Genomic DNA, 7,418 nt, shown 5'->3' with positions numbered 1-7,418 from the left:
CCCTCGGCCAGCCGGGAACCGACGAGGACGAACGCGGCGAGGGCGAGGGTCGAGGCCCAGGGCAGCCCCGCGATCCCCGGCCGGCGCTCGGCGGGGTGGGTGTCCCAGTGCCTGGCCCAGCGGGGCGGGGCGAACGGGGGGCCGCCGGTCCGGCCGTCCGTCGGGTGCGGATGCGGACGGTCTCGGCGTGTGTGGTCTCGCGGCATGCCTGCCACGCTAGACCGGGACGGCGGGGCGGGCGTCGGCCCGGCGGGGTGATCACTCGTACTCCCGGTGGAGTACGGGGCGGGTTTGGGGCGGGTACGGGGCGGGCGCCGGCCACGCGCCCGGGCCTGCGGCAGCGTGCTCGACCCTGTCCCTGCCGGCCGCGTTCAGCCCGGTCGGCCGCATTTCAGCCCTGCCGGCCGCGTTCAGCCTGCGGGAGCACTCAGGCCTGCGGCAGCACTCCGGCCGTCCGCGCCAGCTCCCCCGCCGCGTGGGCGAAGAACGCGTCCCGGTCCTCGACCACCCGGTGGTAGTGCCCGAACACCTCGAAGGAGATCAGCCCGAACAACTGTGCCCACACCGCGGCGAACGCCACCGCCGTCTCCGGCGGCAGGTCCGGGGCGATGTCCGCGGCGAGCCGTTCCGCCTCGGGGCGCAGTTCCCCGGGGATGCGCACCAGGGCGAGCCCCCGGGAACGGTGTGCGTCGCGTGCCACCGACATGAGCACCCCGGCCACCCGGGCGGCCGGCTCCACGGTGGCCTGCGGGGCGCTGTAGCCCGGCACGGGCGTGCCGTAGAGGAGTGCGTACTCGTGGGGGTGGTCGAGCGCCCAACGCCGTACCGCCACACACACGGCGAGCCACCGCGCCGGGTGGTCCGCGTGGTCCGGGGCCGCCGCGAGGGCTGCTTCCGCCGCCGCACCCGCGGCGTCGTACGCGTCGGTGATGAGGGCGGTCAGGAGGTCGTCGCGGCTGGGGAAGTAGCGGTACAGGGCGGAGGAGACCATGCCCAGTTCGCGTGCGACGGCGCGCAGCGAGAGCTTCGCGGCGCCTTCGGCCGCAAGCTGTCTGCGTGCCTCTTCCTTGATGGCGGCAGTGACTTCGATCCTGGCCCGCTCCCTGGCCCCGCGCATGGTGCTCATGGGGAGGAGTGTGCCACTGGCGGAGAGCGCTGCACAACAACGAGAGCACCGATCTGATTCGTGAGCACTGCACAACTCAGAGAGCACTGCTCTTGCTTTGGATGACCGACCCATTGCAGACTGGTGCTCACAAACGAGAGCACCGCTCTCGCAACGACCGATCCAGCAACCGCGCCGGATCCAGCGACAGGGGACCCCACCATGAGCGCCACCCACTACGTCAGGCCCGGCCGCTTCGACAACCTCCTCAACGGCGCGGTCGGCTGGCTCGCCCGGCACGGCATCAGCATCCTCGGCACCGCCGAGCTGTCCGTCCTCGGCCGCAAGAGCGGCGAGTGGCGCCGCATCCCGGTCAACCCGCTCCCGTACGAGGGCGGCCCCTACCTGGTCTCGGCCCGCGGCCACTCCGAGTGGGTCCGCAACATGCGTGCCGCCGGCGGCGGGAGGCTCCAAGTCGGCCGCAGGGCACAGCAGTTCACCGCGGTGGAGGTGCCCGACACCGAGAAGCCCCTGATCCTGCGCTCGTACCTCAAGAAGTGGGGCTGGGAGGTGGGCCGCTTCTTCGGCGACATCACCGCGGACTCCACGGACGCGGAGCTGCTCGCCGCCGCCCCCAAGCACCCGGTCTTCCGCATCACCGTCACGAAGTGACCCGCGGACACAGGCTCCCGGGACACAGAACGACCCGCCGGACCACAGGGGTCCGACGGGTCGGGTACAGCCACAGCCACAGCCACAGCCACAGCCACAGCCACAGCCACAGCCACAGCGCGACGGCAACGGCGGCGGCTCAGTTCACATCTGTCCTGCCCTCGTCCGCCTCACCCGCGTCGGGCTTACGCACCTCGGCCTTGTCCGTATCGACCACGTCCGCCTTGTGCGCGTCCGCCCCATCCACATCGCTCACACCCGCATCACTCACGCCCGCGTCAGCCCTGCCCGCGTCAGCCCTGCCCGCACCCGCCGCCTTGACCGCGTCGGACTTGTGCACCGCGTTCAGGACCCGCTGGGCCATCGGGTGCATCCGCACCAGGTCGGCCAGCGTCGTCGATCCGCTCGTGATCCGTGCGAACGCCTTCCAGGCCGGCCGCAGCCCGGTGAGGGCGGTGTGCAGCAGCGCCGGGTGGCGTTCGAACTGCGCGAGCATGCGCTTGCCCACGCCCATTTCCACGCCCAGACCCGCCTTGACGGCGAAGGCGTAGTTCAGCGCCTGCCGCCGGGCGTCGACCGCGTCCTGCGCCTCCGCGATGCGCAGCGCCCACTCCCCCGCGAGCCGTCCGGACCGCAGCGCGAAGGAAATCCCCTCCCGGGTCCACGGCTCAAGCAGTCCCGCCGCGTCCCCGCACACCAGCACCCGGCCCCGCGACAGCGGAGAACCGGCCGCCCGGCAGCGCGTCAAGTGCCCGGAGGAGAGGGAGGGTTCGAACCCGGCGAGGCCGAGGCGGGCGATGAAGTCCGTCAAGTACCGCTTGGTGGCGGCCCCTTCGCCCTTGGCCGCGATCACGCCGACCGTCAGCGTGTCCCCCTTGGGGAACACCCATCCGTAACTGCCGGGAATGGGGCCCCAGTCGATGAGCACCCGGCCCGCCCAGTCCTCGGCGACCGTCTTCGGCACCGGGATCTCCGCCTCCAGGCCGAGGTCGACCTGGTCCATCTCCACTCCGACGTGCGCCCCTATCCGGCTGGCGCTGCCGTCGGCGCCGACGACCGCCCGGGCCAGTACCGTCTCGCCGTCCGAGAGCACGACCGCGGCCGTGCGCCGGTCGGGCACCGCGGCGCCGTGCTGCTCGACGCGGGCGACCGTCGCGCCCGTACGGAGCACCGCGCCCGCCTTCGTCGCGTGCTCGACCAGCGCCTGGTCGAACTCGGACCTGTTGACCAGCCCGAAGAGCATCGACCTCGACTTCCTGGTGCGCGTCAGCTTCCCGTCGAGGGAGAAGGTGACGGCGTGGATCCGGTCCCGCAGCGGCAGTACGAAGCCGGGCGGGAGGCTGTCGCGGGAGGGGCCGATGATGCCGCCCCCGCACGTCTTGTACCGGGGCAGTTCCGCCTTCTCCAGCAGGAGGACGCGCCGCCCGGCGCTGGCCGCCGCGTACGCCGCGGAGGCTCCGGCCGGACCTGCCCCGACCACCACGACGTCCCACACGGGCCCGCCGTCCTCGCCCCGCTCGTGTCCGGCGTCTGCTGCGGCGTCTGCGTTCTCGCTGCTCACGATGTGCTTCTGCTCCTGATCCGACCCGTGCCCCATGCTTTCCTGCGGCATCCTACGGCGCGGCAGGAGCGCGGTCCGCTGTGGGAGGATCGGTCATGTCTTCGCCGTACACACAACTGTCCGCGAAGCACCCACGCAACCACCCACCGCAAGCACGCGGCGCACGCCGGCCGGCCTGTGCCGCGGACCACGTCCCGATCCACCGTCGCACCCACGAGGAGCGTGCCCATGACCGCCACCCACCCGATCGCCGCGACCGTCGCCGAGCTGATGCCCCGCGCCAAGTCGGAGCTCGCCGAGCTGGTCGCCTTCCAGTCGGTGGCGGACCCCGCGCAGTTCCCCAAGAGCGAGTGCGAGGCCGCCGCGAACTGGTGCGCCGACGCCCTGCGCACCGAGGGCTTCCAGGACGTCGCACTGCTCGACACTCCTGACGGCACGCAGTCGGTGTACGGCTTCCTGCCCGGTCCCGAGGGCGCGCCGACCGTACTGCTGTATGCGCACTACGACGTACAGCCGCCGCTCGGAGTGGACAAGTGGGTGTCCCCGCCGTTCGAGCTGACCGAGCGCGACGGCCGCTGGTACGGGCGCGGTGCGGCCGACTGCAAGGGCGGGTTCATCATGCACCTGCTCGCGCTGCGCGCCCTCAAGGCGAACGGCGGCGTCCCCGTCTCCGTCAAGGTCATCGCCGAGGGCTCCGAGGAGCAGGGCACCGGCGGCCTGGAGCGGTACGCGGAGGCGCACCCCGACCTGCTGACCGCCGACACCATCGTCATCGGCGACACCGGCAACTTCCGCGTCGGCCTGCCCACCGTGACGGCCACCCTGCGCGGCATGACGATGCTGCGGGTCACCCTCGACACCCTCGAAGGCAACCTGCACTCGGGCCAGTTCGGCGGTGCGGCCCCGGACGCGCTCGCCGCGATGATCCACCTGCTTGCCTCGCTGCGCGACGCGGATGGATCGACGACCGTCGACGGCCTGGTGGCGGACGGGAGTTGGACCGGTCTCCAGTACCCCGAGGACGAGTTCCGCGGTGACGCGAGGGTCCGGGACGGTGTCGAGCTGATCGGCACCGGCACGGTCGCCGACCGCATCTGGGCGCGTCCCGCCGTCACCGTCATCGGCATCGACTGCCCGCCGGTCGTCGGCGCCACCCCGTCGCTGCAGGCCGGCGCACGCGCGCAGATCAGCCTGCGGGTGCCGCCGGGCCAGGACGCCGCCCAGGCGACCAAGCTGCTCACGGCGCACCTGCACGCGCACGCCCCGTGGGGCGCGCGGATCGAGGTCGAACAGATCGGCCAGGGTCAGCCGTTCCAGGCGGACACCTCCAGCCCCGCGTACACCTCGATGGCGGACGCGATGCGCGTCGCGTACCCGGGCGAGGAGATGCAGATCTCCGGCATGGGCGGCTCCATCCCGCTGTGCAACACCCTCGCCTCGCTCTACCCGGAGGCGGAGATCCTGCTCATCGGCCTGAGCGAGCCGGAGGCGCAGATCCACGCGGTGAACGAGAGCGTCTCCCCCGAGGAACTGGAGCGCCTGTCGGTGGCCGAGGCGGTCTTCCTCACCAACTACGCCGAGTCCAAGAAGGTCTGAAACTCCCTGCAAACTCCCTGCCGGAACGCTCTGATCAGCGCTGAGCGAACTATGCGCTGAGCGAAGATCCCTGCGGCGGGCGTACGTCTTCTCGTACGTTCGCCGCATGGACCTCGTAGCAGTACTCCCGCAGCTGCACATGCTCCGCTTCCCCGTCGGCCGGGCCTATCTCTGGCGCGACGGGGCCGAGTTGACCCTGATCGACGCCGGTCACCGGGACGCCGCGGCCGACATCGAAGAGGCGATACGGAGTACCGGCGCGGACCCCCGCCATCTGCGCCGCATCGTCCTCACCCACTGCCACCACGACCACGTGGGCGCCGCCGAGGAACTCGCGGAGCGCTACGGCGCCGAGGTGTTCGCCCACCGGCTGGAAGCCCCGGTCGTCCGCGGCACCGCACCCGTCCCGAAGCCCCGGCCCCTCGAACGGGAACTCCCGTTGTACGAGAACGGGCAGACGCTGCCCGAGCCGCCGCCCACCCGGGTCGACCGGGAGCTGGAGGACGCCGACCTGCTCGGCTTCGGCGGCGGCGCGCGCATCGTGCACGCGCCCGGCCACACGGACGGCTCCCTCGCCGTCCATCTCCCGCACCACGGCGTGCTGTTCACCGGCGACGCCGTCGCGGCCACGGACGAAGTCGTCCTGGGCGTGCTCAACGTGGACCCCGAGCAGGCGCTGGCCACCATGCGCAGGCTGGCGTCCCTCGCCCCGTCCGTCGTCTGCTTCGGGCACGGCGAGCCGCTGACGCAGGACGCCGCGACGACGCTCATCGCCGCGGCGGAGCGGGCGTCGACGGCCGGGTGAACCCTCCCGGCCCACCCCCCCCCCCCCCCCCCCCCCCCCCCCCCTGGCCGCCCGGGGCGTGCGCACCTCCCGCACCCACCCCTCAGCCGACCGGAACCCCGTCCTCCAGGTTGAGCACCGTCCCCCGTTCGCGGGCCCGCAGCGCCCAGCGCAGCCGCGCGTACCGGTCGGGCGGCAGCAGCCCGGCCGCTTCCTCCTCGGTGACGAACCGCCACCCCCGCAGCTCGGGTCCCGGCAGCAGCACCCGCTCCGCCACCCCGTCCTCCAGCCGGCCGCCGTCGAACAGCATCCGTATCCCGCCGAAGCCGGGCGGCCGTGGCGGTTCCCAGTCGACCACCAGGAGCCCGGGCACCTGTCCGAGCCGTATCCCGGTCTCCTCGGCGACCTCCCGCACCCCGGCCCGCGCGGGCGCCTCGCCGCTCTCCACCACTCCGCCGGGGAACTCCCAGCCCGGTTTGTACGTCGGGTCCACGAGCAGCACCCGGTCGTCGGCGTCGAAGAGCAGCACCCCCGCCGCGAGGGTCTCGGCGGTCGGCGGGGGCGTCTGCACGATGTCGCAGGCCGCGGCGGCCCCGGACCGTACCGCCTCCGCTATCTGCTCGGCGGCCTCGTACGGCGTGCTCCGGCCGCCGTCGACGACGTGCGCGTCCCGGGTGATCCAGCCGAGCGCGGCGCGGTAGGGCTCGATGTGGTCGTACGCCCACTGCCGTACCCGTACCTCCGCGTCGGCCGCGGACATGCCGGGCTCCTCGCGGGCCGCTATTCGCTCCCGCAGGATCGTTTCGTCGACCTGGAGCAGCACATGCCGTACGGGAATGCGGCGCGCTGCCAGCCCGCCGAAGATCTCGTCCCGGTACTCCTGCCTCAGCAGTGTCATCGGCACCACGAGCACCCCGCCCACCTCGGCGAGCAGCGCCGCCGCGGTGTCCACGACCATCCGCCGCCAGATCGGCAGGTCCTGGTAGTCGCTCACCTCGGCGAGCCGCTTGGGCGGCAGCAGGTGGCCGAGTCCGGCGCCGATCACCTCCGGGTCGTAGAAGGTGCTGTTCGGGATCAGATCGATCAGCTCGCGCGCGGTACTGGTCTTGCCCGCTCCGAACGCGCCGTTGATCCAAACGATCACGGGTCCCCCTCTGCCGTAGCCCCCAGTGGACTGCCCGCAACACCCTGCCACGAACACCGGGCCCGACGGCATGGTGCCTGGAGCCGTTTCCGCACACAACCGTGGCCGTCCTGTGGCCGGATCCGGGCAACGCAAACGGCCGGTTACTGCGTCGGTGCAGATACGGGGGCGCCTGCGGGACGACTGCGACCGTGACCCGTCGTCACGGAGTCTCGTTGGGCGCACAGAAGTACAGCAGGAGCACGGACGAGAGGGGTGCGAGATGCACCGCACTGTATTGCGGCGTTTCCCGGCCGGCGGCCCGCGCGGCAGCTGGCCCGCAGAGGAATACGCGCACGCCCGCCGCGCCGAGGGGTGTCTGGCGGAGGTGGTGATGGACCTGGACGCGGACGCCTTCCTGGTGGTGGTCGCCCAGGGGGCACCGGCGGAGGCGGCGGCGCTCTGAGGCGCAGCCGCGCGTGAGCCGTCGCGGCGGCGCTCTGAGGCGCAGCCGCGCCAGGGCCGACGCGCGCTGAGGCGCAGCCTCGCCGGGGCCGTCGCGCGCTGAGGCGCAGCC

At 72.8% G+C, this 7,418-nt stretch carries 7 protein-coding genes and 1 pseudogene; 4 read left to right on the top strand and 4 right to left on the bottom strand.

What is annotated here, in order from left to right:
* Positions 1 to 206: pseudogene (locus ACWGIG_RS35175) on the bottom strand (hypothetical protein); the annotation flags it as partial.
* 221 nt (positions 207 to 427) lie between these two features.
* Entirely contained in the window at positions 428 to 1,126 is a 699-nt protein-coding gene (locus ACWGIG_RS35170) for a TetR/AcrR family transcriptional regulator (RefSeq protein ID WP_453325767.1), read from the bottom strand.
* Positions 1,127 to 1,327: 201 nt separating this feature from the next.
* Here ACWGIG_RS35170 and ACWGIG_RS35165 point away from each other — a divergent pair, with 201 nt between their 5' ends.
* Entirely contained in the window at positions 1,328 to 1,777 is a 450-nt protein-coding gene (locus ACWGIG_RS35165; protein ID WP_453325766.1) for a nitroreductase family deazaflavin-dependent oxidoreductase, read from the top strand.
* A gap of 139 nt (positions 1,778 to 1,916) precedes the next feature.
* Here ACWGIG_RS35165 and ACWGIG_RS35160 read toward each other — a convergent pair whose 3' ends face one another.
* A complete protein-coding gene (locus ACWGIG_RS35160; protein WP_453325765.1) occupies positions 1,917 to 3,374 on the bottom strand; it encodes a geranylgeranyl reductase family protein in 1,458 nt (485 codons plus the stop codon).
* A 192-nt stretch (positions 3,375 to 3,566) separates the two neighbouring features.
* Here ACWGIG_RS35160 and ACWGIG_RS35155 point away from each other — a divergent pair, with 192 nt between their 5' ends.
* Together ACWGIG_RS35155 and ACWGIG_RS35150 are read left to right on the top strand one after the other, a co-directional pair.
* Entirely contained in the window at positions 3,567 to 4,934 is a 1,368-nt protein-coding gene (locus tag ACWGIG_RS35155; RefSeq protein WP_453325764.1) for a M20/M25/M40 family metallo-hydrolase, read from the top strand.
* Positions 4,935 to 5,040: 106 nt separating this feature from the next.
* Positions 5,041 to 5,739, top strand: coding sequence for an MBL fold metallo-hydrolase (locus tag ACWGIG_RS35150; protein WP_453325763.1), 699 nt, complete (start codon positions 5,041 to 5,043; stop codon positions 5,737 to 5,739).
* Positions 5,740 to 5,821: 82 nt separating this feature from the next.
* Here the strand turns inward: ACWGIG_RS35150 and ACWGIG_RS35145 are convergent, their stop codons facing one another.
* Positions 5,822 to 6,862, bottom strand: a complete 1,041-nt coding sequence (locus ACWGIG_RS35145) for an NUDIX hydrolase (protein ID WP_453325762.1) — start codon at positions 6,860 to 6,862, stop codon at positions 5,822 to 5,824.
* A 262-nt stretch (positions 6,863 to 7,124) separates the two neighbouring features.
* Here ACWGIG_RS35145 and ACWGIG_RS35140 point away from each other — a divergent pair, with 262 nt between their 5' ends.
* A complete protein-coding gene (locus ACWGIG_RS35140) occupies positions 7,125 to 7,307 on the top strand; it encodes a hypothetical protein (RefSeq protein ID WP_453325761.1) in 183 nt (60 codons plus the stop codon).
* Positions 7,308 to 7,418: the final 111 nt, after the last annotated feature.

It is taken from the genome of Streptomyces sp. NPDC054863 (assembly GCF_053610825.1).
Note: the sequence above shows the minus strand (reverse complement) of the source record. Positions and strands in the feature narration are given on the sequence as shown.